Genomic DNA, 24,204 nt, shown 5'->3' on the forward strand with positions numbered 1-24,204 from the left:
TTGACCAAACGGCGACGACGTGCGGACGCTAGAGAATAGATTCAGTATAGCGGGGAGAAAGCCGATGACCCGACGGGCGACTAGCCGTACCCGTCGGGTGTGATACAGGGGGAGCGTGTTTCGATTATTGTGACAGTGTCACTTTATGATAGTCCATGTTCTGCAGGTCCTCCAGCAGCCCGGGGCCAACCGGCTGCCACTGCAAGCGCTCGCGGGTCCATGCCGAGCTGGCGCGCAGGTCAAGGGCGGTAAACGGCGCAAACCAGCCGAACCAGGCGTCGACCTGCGAGTCATCCAGGTGGGTCAGCGGCAGGTTTAATCCGTGGGCAATTACCGCTGCAATATCGCGTAACGCGATCCCCTCTTCGGCCACCGCATGATAGCGCTCGCCGGCCGCGCCCTGAAGCAGCGCGCTGACATACAGACGTGCGACGTCATCGACATGGGCGGCTGACCAGCGGTTGCTTCCCTCGCCGCGCAGGGCTACCGCCCCGTTGGCGACCGCGCGTTCGATATAGCAGGTCAGCAGTCCCTGACGCACGGTGTCATGCACCTGCGGTAAGCGGACCACCCTGACATCCACTCCCGCCTCCAGCAACTGCTGGCCGGCGAGCTCTGAGGCGGTGCGCGGGCTGGGGTGCCCTGAGTTGAAGAACGACTCCCGGGCCGGGGCGCCGCTCCCGTCGTCGCCCATCAGCGTGCCGGAGGTGATCACCAGCGGCCGCGTGCTGCCTCGCAGCGCCTGGCCCAGGGCCAGGATCGCCTGGCGGTCTTTCTCGCAGTTAGCGGCAAAGCGGCTGAAGTCGTGGTCGAAGGCGGTATGGATCACCGCGTCGGCATTCCCGACGCCAGCCAGCAGCGACTCCGGGGCATCCAGCGTGCCGCGATGCACCTCGGCGCCGGCCGCCTTCAGGGCCTGTGCGGTGCTTTCGCTGCGCGCGAGGCCGATAACCTGATGGCCCGACGCCTGCAGCGCCGGAAGAATACGTGAGCCGATAAATCCGCTCGCGCCGGTAAGAAATATACGCATCATGGATCTCCTGAATGGGTTTCAGGCGTATCCTACCTGCGATGTCATACTATAAAAGTAGAGACATTATCGGGGTATAAATTCTAACAGGCAGAACCCACAGGCAGATGATGAACACTTCTGACAACCATGCTTTAGGCGATTTTCTCCGCGCCCGCCGCCAGCGTCTCGATCCGGCAACGTTTGGCTTCCCGGCGGGACGCCGGCGCACCCCGGGGCTGCGCCGCGAAGAGGTCGCGCAGCTCGCCAGCATCAGCCCGACCTGGTATACCTGGCTTGAACAGGGGCGCGGCGGGGCGCCTTCCCGCGAGGTGCTGGAGCGGATCGCCCGCGGTCTGCGGCTGACCACCCCGGAGCGCGAGCATCTGTTTATTCTCGCCTTTGGCCATCCGCCGCAGACGCGTCTGACGGTGACGGATGATATGACGCCGCGGCTGCAGCGGGTGCTTGACGCTTTCACCATTCCGGCGATTATCCGCACCGCCAGCTGGGACGTCATCGCCTGGAACGCGCCGGCGGCCAGGGTGCTGACCGACTACAGCCAACTGCCGCTGGCGGAGCGCAACGTGCTGCGCCGCCTGTTTACCCGGCCGGAGGCCCGCTGCACTCTGGAGGACTGGCAGAGGGTGGGGCAGCTTATCGTCAACGCCTTCCGGGCCGACGTCACGCGGATGGGCGCCACGAAAGAAACTGACCAGTTGATCGCGGAGCTCAGCCAGCAGAGCGTCGAGTTCGCCCGTTTTTGGCAAAGCCATGACGTCGCCGGTCATGGAGAAGGCTATAAGCGCATTAACCACCCGCAGATGGGTCCGCTCGACCTGGAATTTACCTCCTTTGCCGTGGAGGGCCGTCCCGATCTTTCCCTGCTGGTCTTTAATCCGGCAACGACGGAGAGCCAGCGGAAAATTCACGGTTTACTTCAGGGGCCTGTGGGCGACTGAGGCGTAAACTCGTACAGCACCAGCGCATTGCTCTGCAGCGAGTCGATCCGCAGCCAATAGCCATCGAGCCTGGCTTCATCCACGCTGAGCGCCGGACGGGCCTGATGCATCAGCCACTGATAATCCTCGGCGTCAGGGCCGCTGCGGCTGCGAAAGGCGTCCACCAGCGGGAACAACGCGCCGTGGTGCTGATCGAACAGGTGCTGTTTGATGCGCCAGCTGCCATCCAGGCCCTGCAGCCGCACGCTGTAGGGCTGGCTGAAGCGCTGGATAAAGGCCGCTTCGCTGGAGAGCCAGGGATTGTAGACCACCGTATTGCGCAGCAGCAGCTGGTAGTGACCCTGGTGGTGGAGCAGCAGCAGGTTTTTATCGTGAACCAGGATCTCGCCGCGCAGCCGCCGCCAGAGCCAGAGTACCCAGTAAACCGGGCGCGGCAGGCCGTGCAGATAGTGCAGCGCCAGGCTGGAGGTATCGAGCTTGCCGTTGGCGCGAGCTTCGCCCTGGAGGCCTGAATTTAACCAGAAGCCCGCCAGCCAGACCTGGTCCGCTACCCCCAGCAGATTATCCATCAGCAGCGCGCCGCGAAAAAAGCGGCCGTTGGTATCCCGCGTATCGCCGGTCAGCGTATTCCAGGAGAGCAGCCACAGCGGCAGGTTGAGCTGACGCTGGCGCAGGGCGCTGTGGATCTGCCGCAACTTGTGCAGCGGATAATGTTCACTGGAGGCCAGGCGGCTGCTGTCAACCTGGGCCAGATCCAGCTGTTCGTTGGCATCTGCCTGGCAGGCGAGAAAATCCGCCTCTGCCAGCAGCGGCGAGTGGAACAGCGGATCGTTCCCGGGATCGCTGGGAGCAAAGCGGTGCCAGATCCCCAGCTGCGGCTGCGGCAGCAGGCGATGAAGGACCCCGCGCTGCTGCCGCCAGGCGGCCTGGCGCGCAGCTTCGCTGGCCTGCGGCGACCAGTGCCAGACAAAGCGCCAGCTGTTGAGCGTGGCTGGCGGAAAATGGTTGGCGGCGAGCTGCAGGAAGCGCTGCAGCAGGTCACTGCGGGTGGTGACGCCGGTGTGCAGGATCACCTGCCAGCCCATCGCCGCCAGCCAGCTAAAAATCTGCTGCAGGTTGTACCAGCAGGCGTAGCCGGCCATCTGCGGATCGTCCCAGCCGGTGCCGAACAGCCGACTGCTGAGAAAGGGATCGTTGATATCGATGGCATACACCGGCAGGGCGTGGTGCAGCTGTTCGAGTTCCCGGCGCACATCTTCGCGCAGCAGATCGTCCAGTTCGCGCACGGTCACCACCATCCGGGTATGGCGCAGCGCTGCGGGGCGCGCTGGACGATCGCGCAGATTGATCTCCCGGGTCTGCGGTGGGTTGATCGGCAGGGGGGGACTTTCCCGGTCGCGTGGTTCCGGCTCATTGAGTCGCGCATACAGCCGGTCGACCGCCACCGGCTGCCAGCGATCGGCCTGCGGCGGGCGCGGTCTGGCAAGCTCCAGAGGATGCTGTTCACGATACTGGCGCGGCGTCACGCCGTGCTGGCGCTTAAACAAATCGCTCATCATTCGCGTACTGGCGAATCCCTGTTCGCGGGCGATTTGCTGGACGGTTTTGCGGGTGGTTAATAGCTGGTCGGCGGCGTGGCGCAGGCGCAGCGCGGTGAGGTACTGGACAAAACTTACCCCGACCTCTTTGCGAAATAAGCGTGACAGCCAGGCCTCGGAGACAAATTCCGCGGCCGCCACCTCCTGCAACGAGAGGCGACGCTGATAGTTAGCGTCGATCCGCGCCACCACGCTGGCTATTCTCCGGCTCCATTTTTCGGTATCGCGCCGGGGCGTGGAGGCGATGGGCTGGCTAAAGCGCGTGGCCAGCAGCAGCGCTATCTCACTCAGCCAGCGGTTGGCCTCCAGTCGGTAATGGCTAGGATGATTGACCAGGCCGCTCACCAGCAGCTGGCGCATCAGGCGGCGCAGGCCGTCATCGGCATCCCGGGTGCGCGGCGTTATCTGGTAATCGACGGCAAAAAAGGCATTATCGAGGCGGGCCAGCCAGCTGGCGGAGAGGGTGAGGATCATCACGGCGTTGGCCCCGGCGCTGCGCAGGCTCCAGCGACGGTTGCGGTTAACGATCGCCAGCCCGTCGGCGGCGAGCAGCTGCGACGCACCTTCCGCCACCGCCAGATTTACGCTTCCCTCCAGTACCCACAGCAGCGTCAGCAGATCGCTTTCCGGCTGGGTCAGCTGACGCACATCGCGTACGGTGACGCTAAAGTCGCCTGCATGCTGCTCCACATGGCTCTCCTCTGTAGACAAAAAACAACCGGTTGTTTTTTGTCATAACCGATATGTATGAAAAACACTCATTGATTTTTCGTCAATATAAAACAAAAAAGCGCGCCTGCAAGCTGAGGTACCCGCATAAACTCGAAGGTGTCGTGCAAACACAACACAGGAATAACAAAAATGACACATCCGTTGCTAGAAGCATTGCAGGTTAACGAGGCGCAATTTATCGCTCTGCGTCGTCGGTTCCACCAGCAGCCGGAGATCGGCTTTGAAGAGCACCAGACCAGCAGCGAGGTCGCCCGACTGCTTGGCGAGTGGGGATACGAGGTTCACCGCGGCCTGGCGGGCACCGGAGTGGTGGGCACGCTGCGCGTCGGCGAGGGGAAAAAACGCCTTGGCCTGCGGGCGGATATGGATGCCCTGCCGATGCAGGAGCGGAGCGGTAAGCCGTGGGCAAGCCAGGTTGAAGGGCGCTTTCACGGCTGCGGCCATGACGGGCACACCACCACGCTGCTCTACGCAGCTGAATATCTGGCGCGCACCCGGCAGTTTACCGGCACGCTGCAGCTGATTTTCCAGCCCGCGGAAGAGTTGCTGTACGGCGGGCGGGTAATGGTCGAGGACGGTCTATTTGACCAGTTTCCCTGCGACGCCATCTTCGGCCTGCACAATATGCCGGGTCAGCCGTTGGGCAAGATCGGCCTGCGCGACGGGGCGATGATGGCCTCCTCCGATACGCTGCATATTGAAGTGAAGGGCGTTGGCGGCCACGGCGCGGTGCCGGAGCATACGGTGGATGCCACGCTGGTGGCCTGCCATATTACCCTCGCGCTACAGTCCATTGTCTCGCGCAATATCACCCCGTTTGAGCCGGCGGTGGTGACCGTCGGCAGCATCCAGGCCGGTCATGCGCCCAATATCATTAACGATCACGTGCTGATGAAGCTCACGGTGCGCACCCTCAATGAGCAGGTGCGCGAGACCGTGCTGCAGCGGATCCATGATATCGCCGTGGCCCAGGCGGAGAGCTTCAATGCCACCGCCACGCTGACCCACGTCAACGGCAGCCCGGTGTTGCGTAACGATCCGGCGACGAACGCCATGGTGCGGGAGGTGGCGACAGCGCTGTTTGGCGCAGAGCAGGTGGGCGAGGTGAAGCCGTTTATGGGCAGTGAAGATTTTGCCTTCATGCTGGAGCAGCACCCGCATGGCAGCTATTTCACCATCGGCGCTGGCGATGAGCCGGATCGCTGCATGGTGCATAACCCGGGGTATGACTTCAACGACGCGCTGTTGCTGACCGGCGCGGCGCTGTGGTGTGGCCTGACGGAACGCTATCTGCGCTAATCACGAGAAACGGGAGGGCCATGCGATGAGCACTGTCACAATAAGCGACACCCCGTTTGTCGGCAACGATCGCCTGCTGGTGGGGATTGTGTTAAGCGTTTTAACCTTCTGGCTGTTCGCCCAGTCGGTGATTAACGTGGTGCCGGCGATGAAAAGCAGCCTTGATATCTCTCTTGAAACCTTAACTCTGGCCGTCAGTCTCAGCGCGCTGTTCAGCGGCTGCTTCGTGGTCGCCAGCGGCGGCCTGGCGGACAAGTTTGGCAGGATGCGGATGACCACCCTCGGGCTGGGGCTGAGTATCGTCGGCAGCGCCATGCTGGTGGTCGCTCAGGGACCGGGGCTGTTCCTGGCCGGCCGGGTGCTGCAGGGGCTGTCGGCGGCGTGCATTATGCCAGCGACGCTGGCGCTGATTAAGACCTGGTATGAGGGGCGTGCGCGGCAGCGGGCGGTCAGCTTCTGGGTCATCGGCTCGTGGGGCGGCAGCGGTCTCTGTTCCTTCGTTGGCGGGGCTATCGCCACCGGACTGGGCTGGCGCTGGATCTTCGTCTTCTCGATCGCCGTTGCCCTGCTGGCGCTGTTTTTGCTGCGCGGCACGCCGGAGAGCCGCAGCGCCAGCGCCAGCCAGCATAAGCTGGACGTCGGCGGTCTGCTGAGCCTGATTGTTGCGCTGGTGCTGGTGAATCTGTTTATCAGCAAGGGCCACGGCTGGGGCTGGAGCAGCCCGCTGTCGTTGACCATGCTGGCCGGGGCGCTGGCGGCGGGGACGATATTTATCCGCAACGGCATGCGCAAAGGCGAGGCGGCGCTGATTGATTTTGCGCTGTTCCGCAATCGGGCCTACGGTGCGGCAGTGCTGTCGAACTTTCTGCTCAATGGGGCGATTGGCACCATGATGATCGCCAGCATCTGGCTGCAGCAAGGGCACCACCTGACGCCGCTGGAGAGCGGGATGATGACCCTCGGCTATCTGGTGACCGTCCTGGCGATGATCCGGGTCGGCGAGAAGCTGCTGCAGCGCTATGGCGCCCGGCTGCCGATGATGGCCGGTCCGGTGTTGACCGCTATCGCCATCGCGCTGATATCCTGCACCTTTCTCGAAAAGGCGCTGTATATCGGGGTGGTGTTCGCCAGCAACGTGCTGTTTGGCCTCGGGCTGGGCTGCTACGCCACGCCATCGACGGATACCGCGGTGGCCAATGCCCCGGAGAACAAAATCGGCGTCGCCTCGGGGATCTATAAGATGGGCAGCTCGCTGGGCGGGGCGATGGGTATCGCCGTGACAGCGTCACTTTTCGCGCTGTTTTTACCGCTGGGCATGGCCCATGCCGCCCAGTATGCCCTGTGGTTTAACGCCGTCTTATGTCTGGGGGCGATGGCGGTGAGCGCGCTGCTGCTGCCGCGCGCCTCTCACAGCTGATGCTTTTTCAGCAGCGCGCGGAGCTGGTGATAGGTTAATCCCAGCAGCTCCGCCGCCTGCTTCTGATGATACTTCGCCTGCTCCAGACTCCGCTGCAGCAGGCGTTTTTCCTGCTGGAGCTGGAAATCGCGCAGATCCAGCGGTAGCGCGGGCAGCTCATCGCCGGGCGCGGCTTCCGGCGGAGAGCCGGGGGACTGACGAAAAGGGTTAATAATAATCGCGTCCAGCTCATGTTCGCTGTCGCCGTGGCGATACACCGAGCGCTCAACCACGTTCTTCAGTTCGCGAATATTCCCCGGCCAGCGGTAGCCGAGCAGCGTCGCGGTCGCTCGTTCGCTAAAGCCGGGAAACAGCGGCAGACCGAGTTCGCGGCACATCTGGATGGCAAACTGGTTGGCGAGCAACATGATGTCGCTCTGCCGGTCGCGCAGCGGGGGGAGCTGTACCACGTCGAAGGCCAGGCGGTCGAGCAGGTCGGCGCGAAAATGACCTTCCTCGACCATCTGCGGCAGGTCAGCGTTGGTGGCGCACACCAGCCGGACGTTAACCTGCAGCGGCTGGCTGCCGCCCACGCGCTCCAGCTCGCCATATTCAATCACTCTTAACAGCTTCTCCTGCACCAGCATTGGGGCTGTCGCCAGCTCATCGAGAAACAGCGTCCCGCCGTCGGCGCGCTCGAAGCGCCCGGGATGGCGCTTGCTGGCCCCGGTGAAAGCCCCGGCTTCGTGGCCGAACAGCTCCGAGTCGAGCAGATTATCGTTCAGCGCCGCGCAGTTCAACGAGATAAACGGCCCCTGCCAGCGGCTGGAGAGGTAGTGGAGACGGTTAGCGATAAGCTCTTTCCCGGTGCCGCGCTCGCCGATGACCAGCACCGGTTTATCCAGCGGGGCCAGCCGGGAAACCTGTTCCAGCACCTCGAGAAAGCTATTGGCCTCGCCCAGCAGATTATCCTTGTACTGCGCCATGATGAATTTCGCCATTAAGTAGTGTAATTAACCAGGTGACTGTAGCAATGCCCAGCACGTTTCGCAACCACCCTGTTTAAAATCAATAAGATAAAAAGTTGGCACGCCATTTGTATTAGCTAAGCCACAGGTGAATGCCTGAAACCAGAACTATGAGGATTGAAATTATGGGTATTTTTTCTCGTTTTGCCGACATCGTGAACGCCAACATCAACTCCCTGCTGGAGAAAGCGGAGGACCCGCAAAAGCTGGTGCGTCTGATGATCCAGGAGATGGAAGACACGCTGGTTGAGGTGCGTTCGACATCGGCCCGCGCGCTGGCGGAAAAGAAACAGCTGTCCCGTCGTATTGAGCAGGCGGTCGCCCAGCAGGCGGAATGGCAGGAAAAAGCCGAGCTGGCCCTGCGCAAAGAGAAAGAAGATCTGGCCCGGGCGGCGCTGATCGAAAAACAAAAGCTGACCGACCTTATCGCTCAGCTGGATCATGAAGTGCAGCTGGTCGATGAAACGCTGTCGCGCATGAAGAAAGAGATTGGCGAGCTGGAGAACAAACTCAGCGAAACCCGCGCCCGTCAGCAGGCGCTGGCGCTGCGCCATCAGGCGGCGAGTTCATCCCGCGATGTGCGTCGCCAGCTGGACAGCGGTAAACTGGATGAGGCGATGGCGCGCTTTGAATCCTTTGAGCGTCGCATCGATCAGATGGAAGCGGAAGCGGAGAGCCACCGCTTTGGCAAGCAGCAGACGCTGGATCAGCAGTTTGCCGAACTGAAAGCGGACGATGAAATCAGCGAGCAGCTGGCGGCGTTGAAAGCCAAAATGAATCAGTCCAACCAGTAAGTATGATTGCGCGGCGCGGCGTTGCGCCGCGGCTCACCCCCTGTAAGGAGTACACATGAGCATGCTTTTTCTCGCCATTCCGCTGACGCTGTTTGTGCTGTTTGTTCTGCCGGTCTGGCTGTGGCTGCACTACAACAATCGCGGCGCCAACGGCAGTCTGACGCAAAATGAGCAGCAACGGCTGCTGCAGTTGACCGATGACGCGAAGCGGATGCGCGAACGCATTCAGGCGCTGGAAGCGATCCTGGATGCCGAACATCCGAACTGGAGGGACAAATAATGGCCGGACTGGATCTGAATAAAAAACTGTGGCGTATCCCGCAGCGCGGGATGGTGAAGGGCGTCTGCGCGGGTATTGCTCAGCATCTTGATGTCCCGGTGAAGCTGGTGCGTCTGATTACCGTGCTGGCGATGATTTTCGGCCTCTTTTTCTTTGTCCTGGTGGCCTACATCATTTTGACTTTTGCTCTGGATCCGATACCGGACAGCGAGCTGTACGGTCATAAAGCGCCGAGCAATGGCGATCTGCTGGCCGCCGTGGATGCCGAACTGGCCTCCGGTGAACAGCGTCTGCGTGAAATGGAGCGGTATGTGACCTCCGACACCTTTACGCTGCGCAGCCGCTTTCGCCAGCTGTAAACCCTGTTTCTAACGAATGAGGCAACGCATGAATAGCAAATGGCAACGCGCCGGGCAGCAGGTGAAGCCCGGTCTGAAAATCGTCGGTAAGCTGGCGCTGCTGACCGCGCTGCGTTATGGCCCGGCGGGCGTTGCCGGCTGGGCGGTTAAATCGGTCGCGCGTCGGCCGCTGAAAATGCTGCTGGCGGTGGCGCTGGAGCCGCTGCTCAGCCGGCTGGCCAACCGCGTCACGCGCGGGATGAAATAATGCCGCCGTGGGGAAGGCGCAAAAGGATTAACGTTGTCCTGCTTATCCCCGGCAGATCGCTTATGATGACGAGACATACCTTCAGGGCATAACGGACTGGCGATGAAGCGACTGAAAACTGAATTGAATGCGCTGGTCAACCGCGGGGTTGACCGGCATTTACGTCTGGCGGTGACCGGCCTGAGCCGGAGCGGTAAAACGGCGTTTATCACCGCGCTGGTCAACCAGCTGTTGAATATCCACACCGGCGCCCGCCTGCCGCTGCTGAGCGCCGCACGCGAAGAGCGGCTGCTCGGCGTCAAGCGCGTGCCGCAGCGGGACTTTGGCATTCCCCGATTCACCTACGACGAAGGGCTGGCCCAGCTGTACGGCCAGCCCCCCATGTGGCCAACCCCGACGCGCGGGGTGAGCGAGATCCGTCTCGCGCTGCGCTACCGTTCGAATGACTCCCTGCTGCGCCATTTTAAAGATACCTCCACGCTGTATCTGGAGATTGTCGACTATCCGGGCGAGTGGCTGCTCGACCTGCCGATGCTGGCGCAGGATTATCTGAGCTGGTCGCGACAGATGACCGGGCTCCTGCAGGGACAGCGTGCGGAGTGGTCGGCCCGCTGGCGGCAGCTGTGCGCCGGGCTGGATCCGCTGGCCCCTGCCGACGAGGCTCGGCTGGCGGATATCGCTGCCGCCTGGACGGACTATCTCCACGCCTGTAAGCGCGAAGGGCTGCACTTTATCCAACCCGGGCGCTTTGTCCTGCCCGGAGAAATGGCGGGCGCGCCGGCGCTGCAGTTTTTCCCGTGGCCCGACGTCGACGCCGTCGGCGAAGCCAAGCTGGCGCAGGCCGATAAACACAGCAACGCCGGCATGCTGCGCGAACGCTACAAATACTATTGCGAAAGGGTGGTGAAGGGGTTCTACAAAGAGCACTTCCTGCGCTTCGACCGGCAGATTGTGCTGGTGGACTGTCTGGAGCCGCTCAACAGCGGGCCGCAGGCGTTTAACGATATGCGTCTGGCATTGACCCAGCTGATGCAAAGTTTCCATTACGGGCAGCGCACCTTGTTCCGCCGGTTGTTCTCGCCCGTCATCGACAAGCTGCTGTTTGCCGCCACCAAAGCCGATCACGTCACGATCGATCAGCACAGCAATATGGTGTCGCTCCTGCAGCAACTGATTCAGGACGCGTGGCAGAACGCCGCCTTTGAAGGGATCAGTATGGATTGCCTGGGGCTGGCGTCCATTCAGGCGACCCAGAGCGGGCTGATTGAGGTGAATGGCGAGAAAATTCCCGCCCTGCGCGGCAATCGCCTGAGCGACGGCCAGCCGTTGACCATCTATCCCGGTGAGGTGCCGGCGCGCCTGCCGGGCCAGGCCTTCTGGCAGCAGCAGGGATTTCAGTTTGAAAACTTTCGTCCGCAGGTCATGGATGTCGATCGGCCTTTGCCGCACATTCGTCTCGACGCGGCGCTGGAATTTTTGATTGGAGATAAACTGCGATGAGCGAACCGTTAAAACCGCGGATTGATTTTGATGGGCCGCTGCAAGCGGAGAAAATTCCGTCACTGAAAGGCGCTCGCGCCTTCGACACCCTGGAGGCCGACAACTTCGCGCCAGCGCGGCTGGTGACCGGGGAAGAGGAAGAGGGGGCGGCGGAAGCGGTGGTGGAGTCGGTCCTGCGACCCAAACGCAGCCTGTGGCGGCGGATGGTCAGCGTCGGACTGGCGATCTTCGGCGTCAGCGTCGTGGCGCAAGGCGTGCAGTGGACGGCTAACGCCTGGCAGACCCAGGACTGGATTGCGCTGGGCGGCTGCGTCGCCGGGGCGCTGATCGTCGGAGCCGGCGTCGGTTCGCTGGCCACCGAGTGGGGCCGTCTGTGGCGACTGCGCCAGCGCGCCCACGAACGCGATGAAGCGCGCGATATGCTGCACAGTCACGCGGTCGGTAAAGCGAAAGCCTTTTGTGAGAAGCTGGCGCAGCAGGCCGGGCTGGATCAGTCGCATCCGGCGCTGCAGCGCTGGTATGCCGCGATCCACGAAACGCAAAGCGATCGCGAAGTGGTGAGCCTTTATGCGCAGCTGGTGCAGCCGGTGCTCGATGCCCAGGCGCGGCGGGAAATCAGCCGTTCGGCGGCGGAGTCGACGCTGATGATTGCCGTCAGTCCGCTGGCGCTGGTGGATATGGCGTTTATCGCCTGGCGGAACCTGCGGCTGATCAACCGAATCGCCACGTTGTACGGCATTGAGCTCGGGTATTACAGCCGTCTGCGACTGTTTCGCCTGGTGTTGCTTAATATCGCTTTCGCTGGCGCCAGCGAACTGGTGCGCGAGGTGGGGATGGACTGGATGTCGCAGGATCTGGCGGCCCGGCTGTCGGCGCGCGCCGCGCAGGGCATTGGCGCCGGCCTGCTGACCGCTCGTCTCGGGATCAAGGCGATGGAGCTGTGCCGCCCGCTGCCGTGGATCGCCGATGATAAACCGCGACTCGGCGATTTTCGGCGCGAGCTGATTGGGCAGTTGAAAGAGACCCTGCAGAAAAGCAAAACCCACCCGGAGAAGTAACCTCCGCTCAGAGACATCGCCGGGCGGCGGCTTCGCCTTGCCCGGCCTTCGACGTCAAGCTCTGGCACGCGCACCCTGGCAATATTCGATTAGGCGCATTCCGCCGCCAGCCACTCGCTGAAGGCGCGAAAGCGCGGGCGGGAACGGTTCTCCTGCGGACAAATCAGGTCATAGCCAAAGGGCGAGGGCGCTTCATTTTCAGACAAGGCCACCAGCCTGCCGGCGTCGAGCAGCGGCTGGATCAGCGTTTTACGCCCCATCACCACGCCGAGTCCATTGAGCGCCATCTCGATGGCCAGCGAGTGGTTATTCACCGCGTAATACCGGCCTTCAAAAGGTAACGCCTGTCCGCTGTGCTGGCACCACAGGCGCCATTCCGCAAATTGATCCTGTACGTCGGTGGATTCGCACGCATGGATCCAGACGAGCGCCGCCGGGTCGCCGCCGCTTAGCGGACGATACTGCTGGCGATAACGCGGGGAGCAGACCGGGAGCAAACTTTCCGCCATCAGCCGCTGTTGATAAAGATCGGGGTAGCGCGTGGCGCCGTAGTAAATTGCCAGATCCACCCGCTCCTCGTTAAAATCCATCACCCCCGCGCGCACGCGAAACTGCAGATTCAGTCCCGGCCATTGCGCCTGAAAGCGCGGCAGACGCGGCATCAGCCACAGATGGGCCAGCGTCGGCGCAATACCAATATGCAGCGTGCCGCGCAGATCCTGATCGCGAATATCCTCAATTTCATCGTTAATCGCCCGCAGCGAATGGCTTAACGTCGCCAGCAGCCGCTTACCTTCCTCTGTCAGCGCCAGTTTACGCGTCATGCGGATAAACAGGCGAAACCCGATGTGCATCTCCAGCCTGCGGATCCGATGGCTGACCGCTCCCTGGGTAAGGTTCATTTCATGCGCGGCAAGGGTAAAGCTCAGGTGGCGGGCGGTCACCTCAAAGGTCTGCAGCAGCGCAAGGATGCTTTGTTGCTCAAGCACAGATTGTCTCCCTTATGCATTAATTGAGTTCATGCATAGGCCGATTTAATTCGTTTGTTAGGCCAGTTTTGCCGGTTTTAAATAGTTATATCGTAACTAAACCGAGGTATACCATGTCAGGACTCAAAATTGTGGTGATTGGCGGTGGCTCCAGCTACACCCCGGAACTGATTGAAGGTTTGCTCAACCGCTATCACGAAATGCCGGTCGCTTCGCTATGGCTGGTGGACATTGAAGAGGGCAAAGAGAAAGTCGAGATTATCGCCGGACTGGCGCGGCGAATGATCGCCAAAGCCGGGCTGACTATTGAAGTGGTGGCCACCCTTGACCGGGAAAGCGCGCTGCGCGATGCCGATTTCGTCTGCTCGCAGTTTCGCGCCGGCTGCCTTGACGCCCGGATCAGCGATGAACGTATCTCCCTCAAGTATGGCTTGATCGGCCAGGAGACCAATGGCCTTGGCGGCTTCGCCAACGCCTGCCGCACCATTCCCATCGCCCTGGAGATCGCTGCCGATATGGAGCGACTGTGTCCCGACGCCTGGCTGCTGAACTTTACCAACCCGTCGGGGATGGTGACCGAAGCGATCCTGCGCCACAGCCGCATCAAAGCCGTCGGCCTGTGTAACGTGCCGGTGATTATGCAAAAAGGGATAACCACTCTGCTGCAATGCGCTGACGAAAAAGAGGTGGTGATGCAGGTCGCCGGCCTGAACCACTTTATCTTCGTGCGCCAGATCCTGCACAAAGGTAAAGAATGGCTGCCGGAGGTGATAGCCGAGATCAACGCCGGTCGGGATCCGCTGGTGCCGCGCAACATTTCGCCGTTCCGTTGGCCGTCGCATCTGCTGCAGGGCTTAGGCATGATCCCCTGCGCCTATCTGCATTATTACTACATGAAAGACGATCTGCTGCGCCAGGAGCTGGCGGAGGCGGGCGGCGAAGGAACCCGCGGGGAAGTGGTTAAGCAGCTGGAAAAAATCTTGTTTGACCAGTACCGCGACCCGCACCTGGCAGTCAAACCGAAGGCGCTGGAAGGGCGCGGCGGCCAGTACTATTCCGAGGCGGCCTGCGAGCTGATGAATGCCATCTACAACGACAAGCGGATTATCATGCACGTCAATACGCGTAATAACGGCGCCATCAATGGCCTGCCGGATGACTGCGCGGTAGAGGTCAGCTCGCTGATTACCGCTTCTGGTCCGCTACCTCTCAATGTGGCGCCGTTCCCGGAAGATACCCTGCGTTTGCTGCAGCTGATGAAATCATTTGAACGGCTGACTATCGAGGCCGCGCTCACCGGCAACCGCCACACCGCATGGCGTGCTCTGATGCTGAATCCGCTGATCGTCAGCGGCGAGAAGCTCGAACTGGCGTTGGATGAGGTGATCGCTGAGAACCGTCAGTGGCTGCCTGCTTTCCACGCCTGACCCAAGACTCACCGGCCGCCTGGCCGGTGATTTAACCACTGACCGTCTGACTTTACGCCACAGCGCCCATTTTTCCGCCACACTGTCAATAATTGTTGACAGTTAGCTTCCCGAAAACCCATTCCTGGCCTATTATTCTCCCGTCATTGGCACTTTTAGGGTGAACACTCCCATGCGTCTTGAAGTCTTTTGTGAAGACCGTCTCGGTCTGACTCGTGAATTGCTCGATTTGCTGGTGCTGCGTGGTATTGACCTGCGCGGTATCGATATTGACCCTATTGGCCGAATTTACCTCAATTTCGCCGAACTGGAATTCGCCACGTTCAGCAGCCTGATGGCTGAGATCCGCCGTATCGCCGGCGTGACGGACGTGCGCACCGTGCCCTGGATGCCGTCTGAACGTGAACACCTGGCGCTCAGCGCGCTGCTGGTAGCGATGCCGGAGCCGGTGCTGTCGCTGGATACCAAAGGTCGGGTGGAACTGGCGAACCCCGCCAGCTGCCTGCTGTTTGGCCAAAGCCAGGCGAAGCTGCGTAACCACCCGGTGGCCCAGCTGATCGCCGATTTTAACGTTCAGCGCTGGCTGGAGAGCAGCCCGCAGGAGACGCATGCGGAGCATGTGGTGGTGAATGGGCAGAACTACCTGCTGGAAGTGACTCCGGTCTATCTGGAAGGAGAGCATAACGAGCGAGTGCTGACCGGCGCCGTGGCGATGTTGCGCTCAACCGTGCGCATGGGACGCCAGCTGCAGACCATGACCAGCCAGGATACCAGCGCTTTCAGTCAGATCCTCGCGGTGGGGCCGAAAATGCGCCACGTGGTGGAGCAAGCGCGCAAGCTGGCGATGCTCAGCGCGCCGCTGCTGATTGTCGGCGACACCGGCACCGGTAAAGATCTGCTGGCCCATGCCTGCCATCTGGCCAGTCCGCGGGCGGGCAAACCCTATCTGGCGCTCAACTGTGGCTCCATTCCCGAGGACGCGGTCGAGAGCGAGCTGTTTGGCGACGCGCTGCAGGGCAAGAAGGGCTTCTTCGAGCAAGCCAACGGCGGCTCGGTGCTGCTGGATGAAATTGGCGAGATGTCGCCGCGCATGCAGACCAAGCTGCTGCGCTTTCTCAACGACGGCACCTTCCGCCGCGTTGGCGAGGATCATGAAGTGCACGTCGATGTGCGGGTGATCTGCGCGACGCAGAAAAACCTGATCGAGCTGGTGCAGAAAGGGCTTTTCCGCGAAGATCTCTACTATCGCCTCAACGTCCTGACGCTGTATCTGCCGCCGCTGCGCGATTGCCCGCAGGACATCATGCCGCTGACGGAGCTGTTCGTGGCCCGCTTTGCCGACGAGCAGGGGATCCCGCGGCCGAAGCTCTCTGCCGATCTCAGTACGGTGCTTACCCGCTACAGCTGGCCCGGCAACGTCCGCCAGCTGAAGAATGCCGTCTATCGCGCACTGACCCAGCTGGAAGGATTTGAGCTGCGTCCACAGGACATTCTGCTGCCGGACCATGACGTCGCCTCGCTGCCGGTGGGCGAGGAGGCCATGGAAGGGTCGCTGGACGACATCACCCGCCGCTTTGAGCGCTCGGTGCTGACCCAGCTCTATCGCAGCTACCCCAGCACACGTAAGCTGGCGAAGCGGCTGGGGGTGTCGCATACCGCCATCGCCAATAAGCTGCGTGAATATGGTCTGAGTCAGAAAAAGGGCGACGAATAATCCCGCCAGGCCGGCGACCCACGTCGCCGGCATCCCGGCCTGCAAAGCGGGCCAAACCTGTATATACTGGTTTTTTAATCCTTTTTCCGGGGTGGTGCATCTTGGCGTCGCGTCGCGCCATCGGGCACTGGCTGATATTGCTGCTGCTCTCTGTTCTCTTTTCCTCGCTGCTGTTACGAATACACCTGCCGGCAGCGCTGCTGCTGGGGCCGCTGATCGCCGGTCTCATTTTGAGCCTGCGCGGGGTGAAGTTGAGCATCCCTCGCCCCTGTTATCTGGCGGCGCAGGCCATCGTCGGCTGCATGATCGCCCGGGCGATTAATCCCTCTGTTTTTGGCGTGCTGTTCAACAACTGGGCGCTGGTGCTGGCGATCCTGTTGACCACCCTGGCGATAAGCGGCCTTACCGGCTGGCTGCTGGTCCGCTACAGCGCGCTGCCGGGCGCCACTGGCGCCTGGGGAAGCTCTCCCGGCGGCGCGTCGGCAATGGTGGTGATGGCCCAGGAGTACGGGGCCGATGTGCGGCTGGTGGCGCTGATGCAGTATCTGCGGGTGCTGTTTGTCGTCGGCGCGGCGGCGCTGGTGGTGCGCTATGCCCTGGGCAATGAAGCACAGGAAATGACTCAGGATATTGTCTGGTTTCCATCGTTGACCCTGAATTTCCCTTTCACGCTGCTGCTGACGGCGGTGGCCTGTTGGCTGGGCATGCGGCTGCGCATCCCCTCCGGGGCCATGCTGCTGCCGATGCTGCTTGGCGCGCTGGCCCAGGGCGGCGGCTGGCTGATGCTGGAGCTGCCGGAGTGGCTGCTGGCGATGGCCTATGCGGTGCTGGGCTGGACGGTGGGGCTCCAGTTTAATAAAGCCATTTTTCTGCTGGCCCTCAAGACGCTGCCGCAGATTATCGCCTCCATCATCGGACTGATCCTTATGTGCGCCCTGATGGCCCTTGCCCTGACCCACATTCTGCAGATGGACTTTATGACCGCCTATCTGGCCACCAGCCCCGGCGGGCTGGACACGGTGGCGATTATCGCCGCCGGCACCCGGGCGGACATGTCGTTTATTATGGCGCTACAGACGCTGCGGCTGTTTACCATTTTGCTGACCGGCCCGGCGATGGCGCGGGCTATCTCCCGCTATGCGACGCGGCAATAAAAAGCCCTCGCAGAGCAAGGGCTGGGCAGATCGAATGTCCGCGAGCGCGATGCGCCCGGGCAATCTGTTATCAGGCTTTCAGGGCGGCCAGCGCGGCGTCGTAGTCCGGCTCTTCGGTGATTTCGTTCACCAGCTGGCTGTAGACGACCTGATCGTTTTCATCGATAACGACCACCGCACGGGCAGCCAGGCCAGCCAGCGGACCGGTGGCGATGGCGACGCCGTAGTCAGCGAGGAAGGACGCGCCGCGCAGCGTGGACAGGGTGACCACGTTGCTCAGGCCTTCCGCGCCGCAGAAGCGGGACTGGGCGAACGGCAGGTCAGCGGAAATGCACAGCACTACGGTGTTGTCCAGTTCAGCGGCCAGCTGGTTGAATTTACGCACTGATGCGGCACACACGCCGGTATCAATGCTCGGGAAAATATTCAGTACTTTACGTTTGCCGGCGTACTGGCTCAGCGCGACGTCAGAGAGATCTTTGGCGACCAGCGTAAACGGCTGCGCTTTAGCGCCTACCTGCGGAATGGTGCCCTGAACAGAAACGGGGTTGCCCTGGAAATGCACGGTTTGTGACATGGTTATCTTCCTGTTTACATATAGTTAACGTCGCGAGTAGTGTATGACATCCGCCAGCTACACGGCAAACCCTATTTAACATTTACCAGAGAGGACAAGGGAATGCGTAACGTGCGAGTGTATGAGGAAGCCTGGCCGCTCCATACCCCTTTTGTGATCGCCCGCGGTAGCCGCAGCGAGGCGAAAGTGTTGGTAGTGGAACTGGAAGAGGACGGCGTGAAAGGGGTAGGCGAATGCACACCCTATCCCCGCTATGGCGAGAGCATCGCCTCGGTCATGGCCCAGGTGATGGCGATCGGCGAGCAACTGGAGGCGGGGCTTACCCGCGAACAGCTGCAGCGGCTGCTGCCGGCAGGCGCCGCGCGCAATGCCATTGACTGCGCGCTATGGGATCTGCAGGCCCGGCGCGAAGGCAAAACCTTGGCCCAGCTGTTGGGCGTGGCGTTGCCTAACCGGGTGATTACCGCCCAGACGGTGGTCATTGGCACGCCGGATCAGATGGCGGCCAGCGCCGCGGCGCTGTGGCAGGCAGGGGCCCAGCTGTTGAAGGTGAAGCTCGACGATCGACTGATCAGTGAGCGGCTAATCGCTATCCGCCAGGCGGCGCCGGAGGCTACGCTGATTGTTGACGCCAATGAGTCCTGGCACAGCGAGGGGCTGGCGGCGCGCTGTCAGCTGCTGGCGGACCTCGGTGTGGCGATGCTTGAGCAGCCGCTCCCCGCCGACGACGACTCGGCGCTGGAAAACTTCGTTCATCCGCTGCCGATTTGCGCCGACGAGAGCTGCCACACCCGGGAGAGCCTGCCGCGGCTGCGCGGGCGCTATGAGATGGTCAATATCAAACTGGATAAAACGGGCGGCCTGACCGAAGCGCTGGCTCTGGCCGGGGAGGCGGAACGGCAGGGATTTGAACGGATGCTGGGCTGTATGCTTTGCACCTCGCGCGGGATCGCCGCCGCGCTCCCTCTGGCGCCGCTGGCGCGCTTCGCTGACCTCGACGGCCCGACATGGCTGGCGGTGGACGTTGAGCCGGCGCTGCGGTTCAGCACCGGCGTGCTTCATCTTTAAGCCTGCCAGCGCAGCAGATCGGTCATCGCCGGCAGGTAACGCTCCGTTGCCTCGTCGGCGGAGACCGGCGGGAACTCGGCGGTGATGCAGGGGAGTCCGATATCGGCGCACCAGCTGCCAAAGGAGCCCGGCGTGTCGTAGCCCACGCTGCCCACCAGCGGCAGGGAGAAGGCGTCGGCCAGCCAGCGACCCAGCGGGCTGTGGCCCGGATCTTCGATGCAGGCCAGCGGATCGTGAAAGGAGACCACCCACGCCGGATGAATCTGATGGATCAACTGACACAGGGCCTCGGTCTCCCGTTCCGAACCCGGCTGCTCGCCGGTCAACAGCACCACGTCGCGCTCCGCCGCCGCGCTATTCCAGCGGTAAACCGTTTCCCCTTGCTTCCAGTTGGCTGCCGGAAAGTTACGGTTGAGGTCAACGCCGCGGGCATTGGCGCGCAGCCCGAGCTGACAGCCGTCAGGATTGACCGTCAGCACCACGTGGTGGCGGCGCAGCTCGGGTTTCAGGGTGCGCAGGGCGCAGGAGAGGGTCACAATCGACGAATTCTCATCACCGTGGGTACCGGCAATAATCAGCCCGCTACGGCTGTCGGCCTGCGGCGCAGGAAACCACAGCAGCGGCGCGCCCAGTTCCGAGCTGCCATACTGCCGGGTTCCCGGCGGAAAGTCGCCGCGCTGCGGGCGAGGACGTGAAATAGACATAGGGCTTCCTGTGTGTCGTTATTATTTAGTGTTGGCGAAAAGCGTATCGGGATCAAACCCATTCCCTGAGGCGTGAAATCCGACGGCACATCAATTTTCTATCATATGTCGTTTGCAATTTCAGGTGATGAAACAAATAATTATCGCTCTGTTGGCGGTATTTTTTTCATTTTAAAGGGGATCTTATGAAGTATCCTGTCGCTTTGACATGCGGCGCGCTGTGGTTAGCCAGCGTATCTTCTCTGGCCTGGGCGGCTGACGTACCGCCGGGCACGGTACTGGCGGAAAAACAGCTGTTAGTGCGCCATATCAAAGATGAACCCGCCTCGTTAGATCCCGCCAAAGCGGTGGGCCTGCCGGAAATCCAGTTGATCCGCGATCTGTTTGAAGGTTTAGTCAATCAGGATGCGAAAGGCAACCTGGTTCCAGGCGTAGCGACCCGCTGGCAGAGCAACGATAACCGCGTCTGGACCTTTACCCTGCGTGATAATGCCCGCTGGTCCGACGGCACGCCGGTTACCGCCGAAGATTTCGTCTATAGCTGGCAGCGTCTGGTGGATCCGAAAACCACTTCGCCGTTCGCCTGGTTCGCGGCGCTGGCGGGGATCGCTAACGCGCAGAACATTATTGACGGCAAAGCCGCGCCGGAGACCCTGGGAGTCACCGCCGTCGACGCCCACACCCTGCGGGTGCAGCTGGATAAACCACTGCCGTGGTTCAGCAACCTGACCGCCAGCTTTGCCTTCTATCCGGTGCAAAAGGCGAATGTCGACAGCGGGGCGAACTGGACGCGGCCCGGCAGCCTGGTGGGCAACGGCGCCTATGTTCTGAAAGACCGTGTGGTCAATGAGAAGCTGGTGGTGGTGCCGAACACGCACTACTGGGATAACGCCAAAACGGTGATCCAGCAGGTCACCTTTGTGCCGATTAACCAGGAGTCCGCCGCCACCAAGCGCTATCTTGCAGGGGATATCGATATCACCGAGTCTTTCCCGAAAAATATGTACCAGAAACTGCTGAAGGATATTCCGGGGCAGGTGTATACCCCGCCGCAGCTGGGTACCTACTATTACGCTTTCAATACCCAAAAGGGGCCGACGGCGGATGAGCGGGTACGGCTGGCGCTGAGCATGACCATCGATCGCCGGGTGATGGCGGAGAAAGTACTGGGGACCGGGGAAAAACCGGCCTGGCGCTTCACGCCGGACGTGACGGCAGGCTTCACCCCCCAGCCGTCACAGTTTGAGAGCATGAGTCAGGCTGAGCTTAATGCCCAGGCGAAAGCCCTGCTGGCTGCCGCGGGCTATGGCCCGAATCGTCCGCTGAAGCTGACGCTGCTGTATAACACCTCTGAGAACCACCAGAAAATTGCCATCGCGGTGGCGTCGATGTGGAAGAAAAACCTCGGCGTGGAAGTGAAGCTGCAGAACCAGGAGTGGAAAACCTATATCGACAGCCGTAACACCGGCAATTTCGACGTGATCCGCGCTTCGTGGGTAGGGGACTACAACGAGCCGTCCACCTTCCTGTCGCTGCTGACCTCCACCCACAGCGGAAATATCTCACGCTTTAACGATCCGGCGTATGACAAAATCCTCGCCCAGGCGGCGGTAGAGAATTCGGCCAAAGCGCGTAACGACGATTATAACGCGGCGGAAAAGATCATTATGGTCAAAGCGCCGATCGCGCCGATCTACCAGTACACTAACGGCCGATTGATTAAGCCGTGGCTGAAAGGCTACCCGATCACCAACCCGGAAGATGTGGCCTACAGCCGTACCATGTATATCGTGAAGCACTAACCGGTACTGGTTGCCTGATGATGTCAGGCAACCATCGCTGATCCCCGAGCTGGCGCGTCTTGCCGCGCCAGTTATTTATTAATAAGTAAATTAGCCAATTGAGAATTTGGTGCTTTAATCTATGCCAGATCTTAAAAATTAATATCGTCTTTCCTATAATGATGAACCAGAAATAAATAATATTTCATGTTCGAGATATATAAAAAAGCTGTTCTTTGCATATTATATGTTCAGTAACTGGTCGCACCGAAGATCGACTTAAGTGAAAATACCAGTTTTCTGTAATCCTGAATTACTAACAACGTACATTGATTTCATATGTCCGGTATGTTAGGTAACACCATAGAATAGACGAGAGGAAACTATTTCTGTTATAACTGTCTGCAATATTATTTGTTAAAGAAGGAAATTAATGATGGCAAATATACTTCGCTCAATACCTATGCTATTAGTGATTGGTTTTAATCTATTGCTGGCCATCCTGTTTAGTTTGATCTATGCCAGGAAGCATCCGGAAACTGATCTATTCATCATCATAACATTTACTGGTATGTTATCAATTTCCACATATATTATAAGTTTCTACTCTGTTTCGACCTTTGCAACTAAGGAGAAAAAGAAAATAAAAGGTGTCTTTCCCAGACGAAGAGGTAAACTAAAAAGAATTATTACAGACTCGATGGTACTAATCTTGGTTTTTTTTGTTTCAGGCTCGATAGTATTTTCAGGGAGTGATTTGAATTATGGTCTTGCTCTCTTAGCCATTTCAACAGGCTATTTTACTTTCTTGCTTGTTAATTATTATTTTTTGTGTATGTCAAGAGTAAAAGAAAAGATAGTCAAAATAATAAATAAAATCCTTTTTATTGTGTTCTCGATTATATTGTTTTTTTCTAAGATGATTGCAAATGGTTTTGTTAAAGAGTTTTTTGATGTTGATATCGCTAAAGTTCCTTATATTAGTTGGTCATTCTCGATTTTGTTTGCCATTCCATTTTTTTTGATTACTTCCCACGTGGGGTGTATGATTTTAGAAGGTACAACAGATTTATTCCGGATAAGAAAAATTAAAGTGCCTCCGATGATCCATTATTCGATATTTTGTTTATCTTGCGTTTTTTTTAGCATTAGTTATATTTCTTATTTGGGTAGCGCAGGTTGGTTATTTAATGCTGTGACCAAAAAGGTTTATTCTTATGATACCAGAAGCTCTTTTCGATGCAATAATAAGTACTGGACGATTCCAGAGTTAGGGAAAGATGCGAGGTATCTCGCTGAAACATCTGATAGTTACCGTGTTATCTATATTAGAGAAAAAAAATATTAATGTGGAAGTTGTAAAATGTAAAAAAAACGAAGGATATATCCTTTTTCCCATTGAAAATGCTAACGATATATTAAAAAAGCAGGTTCCAAAGGGAGGCTGACTCACGTAAGGTTGCGAATATTGAGTCTTGATTTAGTGCGGATAGAGGTACCTCTTGCCACAGTTCAAAACACGATCCAGGCGACCTTTGCTACATTCGCAATGTATCAATGACCGCTCTCAGCGCGGGCGACACATTGCGGTGCGGGTAATAGAGAAATGAACCTTCCAGACGCTGGCTATAACGCTGGAGCACCCGGATAAGTGTGCCCTGGGCTAGATCGTCGGTAATCAGCTCTTCCGGGACATAGGCCAGCCCCAGACCGAGCCTCGCCGCTTTGGCCTCCATATAGCTATCGGCGAAAGCCCACTGTCCCTGAGGTGGGTGGGTGATTTTTTTGCCATCCACATTAAGTTCCCAGGCGTAAAGGCTGCCGTCGCCGAACTGATAAGCGATGCAGGGGTGGGCGACTAAATCGGCGGGCGTTTGTGGAAAGCCGTAGCGGCGAAAATGTTCCGGTGTACCCACCACCGCCATCTCCATATCGGGCGAAATGCGTACCGCAATCATGCCACTCCCGACTTCCGGGCCCAGACGCACGCCCGCATCGAATCGCTGCGCAATAATATCGACAAACCGGCTTTCGCTGATCAGTTCCAGTCTGATATCGGGATAGCGTTGTTTAAATACTGCCAGCTTCGGCAGCAGGACTTTATCAATGGCATGCTGGCTGGCATTGATGCGTACCGTACCGGAGGGCGTCTGACGATAGTGGGCCAGCGTGGCGAGCCCCATATCTAAGGCGTCGAAACCGGATTCGACGTTGTGATAGAGCTGCTCACCTGCCTGAGTGAGCGACAACCGGCGGGTGGTACGCACCAGAAGCTGAACGCCCAGGCGTTCTTCAAGTTCACGAACCGCACGGCTTACCCCGGACTGCGCCAGGCCAAGTCGTTGCGCTGCGGCGGTAAAACTGCCTTCCCGTACCACCTGCATAAACAGATAAAGGTCATTATAGTTTTCCCGTTTCGCCATTATCCTGCCTCGTCACCCAGATGCCATTTAGAACAATATGGTATTAATTTTAGCATTTTTCAGCCTCTAATCAGAACCATTACTGCTGGCTACACTAAGCGCACG

Annotated in this window: 23 protein-coding genes; 16 read left to right on the top strand and 7 right to left on the bottom strand. The window is 59.5% G+C overall.

Features of this window, described 5'->3' with window-relative positions; translation table 11 throughout:
- Window positions 1–124: 124 nt before the first annotated feature.
- Complete coding sequence (locus DR88_RS15945) at window positions 125–1,033, bottom strand: SDR family oxidoreductase (RefSeq protein WP_004190601.1); 909 nt, start codon at window positions 1,031–1,033, stop codon at window positions 125–127.
- Between the two features lie 107 nt (window positions 1,034–1,140).
- Between DR88_RS15945 and DR88_RS15940 the strand changes: the two genes are divergently transcribed.
- Entirely contained in the window at window positions 1,141–1,971 is an 831-nt protein-coding gene (locus tag DR88_RS15940; protein ID WP_004183729.1) for a helix-turn-helix transcriptional regulator, read from the top strand.
- On the opposite strand, the gene DR88_RS15935 is transcribed toward DR88_RS15940, so the two are convergent.
- A complete protein-coding gene (locus tag DR88_RS15935; RefSeq protein WP_004148129.1) occupies window positions 1,950–4,259 on the bottom strand; it encodes a helix-turn-helix domain-containing protein in 2,310 nt (769 codons plus the stop codon). The genes DR88_RS15940 and DR88_RS15935 overlap by 22 nt on opposite strands.
- A gap of 171 nt (window positions 4,260–4,430) precedes the next feature.
- On the opposite strand from DR88_RS15935, the gene DR88_RS15930 reads away from it, so the two are divergent.
- Both DR88_RS15930 and DR88_RS15925 read left to right on the top strand, forming a co-directional pair.
- The gene (locus tag DR88_RS15930) at window positions 4,431–5,600 is read left to right on the top strand and encodes a M20 aminoacylase family protein (protein WP_002901900.1); all 1,170 of its coding nucleotides are present in this window, start codon (window positions 4,431–4,433) and stop codon (window positions 5,598–5,600) included.
- A gap of 25 nt (window positions 5,601–5,625) precedes the next feature.
- Window positions 5,626–7,017, top strand: a complete 1,392-nt coding sequence (locus DR88_RS15925; RefSeq protein ID WP_004148135.1) for an MFS transporter — start codon at window positions 5,626–5,628, stop codon at window positions 7,015–7,017.
- Here the strand turns inward: DR88_RS15925 and pspF are convergent.
- Window positions 7,008–7,997, bottom strand: a complete 990-nt coding sequence (gene pspF / locus DR88_RS15920; protein WP_004148137.1) for a phage shock protein operon transcriptional activator — start codon at window positions 7,995–7,997, stop codon at window positions 7,008–7,010. The two genes, DR88_RS15925 and pspF, sit on opposite strands and share 10 nt — an antisense overlap.
- 152 nt (window positions 7,998–8,149) lie before the next feature.
- Here pspF and pspA point away from each other — a divergent pair, with 152 nt between their 5' ends.
- The 6 genes from pspA (at window position 8,150) to DR88_RS15890 (ending at window position 12,262) form a co-directional block, all read left to right on the top strand.
- Window positions 8,150–8,818, top strand: coding sequence for a phage shock protein PspA (gene pspA, locus DR88_RS15915; RefSeq protein WP_025860974.1), 669 nt, complete (start codon window positions 8,150–8,152; stop codon window positions 8,816–8,818).
- A 55-nt stretch (window positions 8,819–8,873) separates the two neighbouring features.
- Window positions 8,874–9,098 (top strand): envelope stress response membrane protein PspB, encoded by a 225-nt coding sequence (gene pspB / locus DR88_RS15910; RefSeq protein ID WP_002901911.1) that lies wholly within the window; start codon window positions 8,874–8,876, stop codon window positions 9,096–9,098.
- Entirely contained in the window at window positions 9,098–9,457 is a 360-nt protein-coding gene (gene pspC / locus DR88_RS15905; protein WP_002901913.1) for an envelope stress response membrane protein PspC, read from the top strand. Before pspB ends, pspC begins: the two co-directional genes overlap by 1 nt.
- 28 nt (window positions 9,458–9,485) lie before the next feature.
- Window positions 9,486–9,704, top strand: a complete 219-nt coding sequence (gene pspD, locus DR88_RS15900) for a phage shock protein PspD (protein WP_002901915.1) — start codon at window positions 9,486–9,488, stop codon at window positions 9,702–9,704.
- A 102-nt stretch (window positions 9,705–9,806) separates the two neighbouring features.
- Window positions 9,807–11,204, top strand: a complete 1,398-nt coding sequence (locus tag DR88_RS15895; RefSeq protein ID WP_004148141.1) for a YcjX family GTP-binding protein — start codon at window positions 9,807–9,809, stop codon at window positions 11,202–11,204.
- Window positions 11,201–12,262: a YcjF family protein gene (locus tag DR88_RS15890; RefSeq protein WP_004148142.1), complete on the top strand. Its 1,062-nt coding sequence runs from the start codon at window positions 11,201–11,203 to the stop codon at window positions 12,260–12,262. Before DR88_RS15895 ends, DR88_RS15890 begins: the two co-directional genes overlap by 4 nt.
- 89 nt (window positions 12,263–12,351) lie before the next feature.
- On the opposite strand, the gene DR88_RS15885 is transcribed toward DR88_RS15890, so the two are convergent.
- Window positions 12,352–13,221 carry a LysR substrate-binding domain-containing protein gene (locus DR88_RS15885; protein ID WP_223175067.1) on the bottom strand — a complete coding sequence of 290 codons (870 nt, stop codon included), beginning with the start codon at window positions 13,219–13,221 and terminating at the stop codon, window positions 12,352–12,354.
- Between the two features lie 143 nt (window positions 13,222–13,364).
- Between DR88_RS15885 and DR88_RS15880 the strand changes: the two genes are divergently transcribed.
- From DR88_RS15880 to DR88_RS15870, 3 genes are all read left to right on the top strand, one after another.
- Entirely contained in the window at window positions 13,365–14,678 is a 1,314-nt protein-coding gene (locus DR88_RS15880; protein WP_025860979.1) for a 6-phospho-beta-glucosidase, read from the top strand.
- A gap of 172 nt (window positions 14,679–14,850) precedes the next feature.
- A complete protein-coding gene (gene tyrR / locus DR88_RS15875) occupies window positions 14,851–16,392 on the top strand; it encodes a transcriptional regulator TyrR (protein WP_002901979.1) in 1,542 nt (513 codons plus the stop codon).
- Window positions 16,393–16,493: 101 nt separating this feature from the next.
- Window positions 16,494–17,546 (top strand): AbrB family transcriptional regulator, encoded by a 1,053-nt coding sequence (locus DR88_RS15870; RefSeq protein WP_004148144.1) that lies wholly within the window; start codon window positions 16,494–16,496, stop codon window positions 17,544–17,546.
- Between the two features lie 70 nt (window positions 17,547–17,616).
- On the opposite strand, the gene tpx is transcribed toward DR88_RS15870, so the two are convergent.
- Window positions 17,617–18,123, bottom strand: coding sequence for a thiol peroxidase (tpx, locus tag DR88_RS15865; protein WP_025860980.1), 507 nt, complete (start codon window positions 18,121–18,123; stop codon window positions 17,617–17,619).
- Between the two features lie 102 nt (window positions 18,124–18,225).
- Between tpx and ycjG the strand changes: the two genes are divergently transcribed.
- The gene (ycjG, locus tag DR88_RS15860) at window positions 18,226–19,191 is read left to right on the top strand and encodes an L-Ala-D/L-Glu epimerase (protein ID WP_025860983.1); all 966 of its coding nucleotides are present in this window, start codon (window positions 18,226–18,228) and stop codon (window positions 19,189–19,191) included.
- On the opposite strand, the gene mpaA is transcribed toward ycjG, so the two are convergent.
- Entirely contained in the window at window positions 19,188–19,895 is a 708-nt protein-coding gene (mpaA, locus tag DR88_RS15855) for a murein tripeptide amidase MpaA (RefSeq protein ID WP_004152134.1), read from the bottom strand. The genes ycjG and mpaA overlap by 4 nt on opposite strands.
- A 72-nt stretch (window positions 19,896–19,967) precedes the next feature.
- Between mpaA and DR88_RS30580 the strand changes: the two genes are divergently transcribed.
- From DR88_RS30580 to DR88_RS15845, 3 genes are all read left to right on the top strand, one after another.
- A complete protein-coding gene (locus DR88_RS30580) occupies window positions 19,968–20,084 on the top strand; it encodes a hypothetical protein (RefSeq protein WP_004148146.1) in 117 nt (38 codons plus the stop codon).
- Complete coding sequence (locus DR88_RS15850) at window positions 20,081–21,697, top strand: peptide ABC transporter substrate-binding protein (protein WP_004148147.1); 1,617 nt, start codon at window positions 20,081–20,083, stop codon at window positions 21,695–21,697. Before DR88_RS30580 ends, DR88_RS15850 begins: the two co-directional genes overlap by 4 nt.
- Window positions 21,698–22,109: 412 nt before the next feature.
- Complete coding sequence (locus DR88_RS15845; protein WP_004148148.1) at window positions 22,110–23,024, top strand: hypothetical protein; 915 nt, start codon at window positions 22,110–22,112, stop codon at window positions 23,022–23,024.
- 190 nt (window positions 23,025–23,214) lie between these two features.
- On the opposite strand, the gene DR88_RS15840 is transcribed toward DR88_RS15845, so the two are convergent.
- Window positions 23,215–24,099, bottom strand: a complete 885-nt coding sequence (locus tag DR88_RS15840) for a LysR family transcriptional regulator (protein ID WP_004152138.1) — start codon at window positions 24,097–24,099, stop codon at window positions 23,215–23,217.
- Window positions 24,100–24,204: the final 105 nt, after the last annotated feature.

This window comes from Klebsiella pneumoniae (assembly GCF_000742135.1).
Taxonomy (GTDB): Bacteria; Pseudomonadota; Gammaproteobacteria; order Enterobacterales; family Enterobacteriaceae; genus Klebsiella; species Klebsiella pneumoniae.